The sequence below is a fragment of the Pseudoalteromonas sp. MSK9-3 genome, from assembly GCF_003590335.1.
Taxonomy (GTDB): Bacteria; Pseudomonadota; Gammaproteobacteria; order Enterobacterales; family Alteromonadaceae; genus Pseudoalteromonas.
On sequence record NZ_MIET01000048.1, the window covers coordinates 1 to 385 of the forward strand.

Sequence of the window (385 nt, forward strand, 5' to 3'; positions counted from 1 at the left end):
AAATCGCAGTGAAGATGCTGTGTACCCGCGGCTAGACGGAAAGACCCCGTGAACCTTTACTACAGCTTGGCACTGAACATTGAACCTACATGTGTAGGATAGGTGGGAGACTTAGAAGCACAGTCGCTAGATTGTGTGGAGTCAACCTTGAAATACCACCCTTGTAGTTTTGATGTTCTAACGTAGGTCCCTAATCGGGATTGCGGACAGTGCCTGGTGGGTAGTTTGACTGGGGCGGTCTCCTCCCAAAGAGTAACGGAGGAGCACGAAGGTTGGCTAAGTACGGTCGGACATCGTACGGTTAGTGTAATGGTAGAAGCCAGCTTAACTGCGAGACAGACACGTCGAGCAGGTACGAAAGTAGGTCATAGTGATCCGGTGGTTC

Annotated in this window: 1 rRNA gene; it reads left to right on the forward strand. The window is 50.6% G+C overall.

The window, feature by feature from the left end:
- Positions 1-385: ribosomal RNA gene (locus BGP78_RS20125) — 23S ribosomal RNA — on the forward strand; the annotation flags it as partial.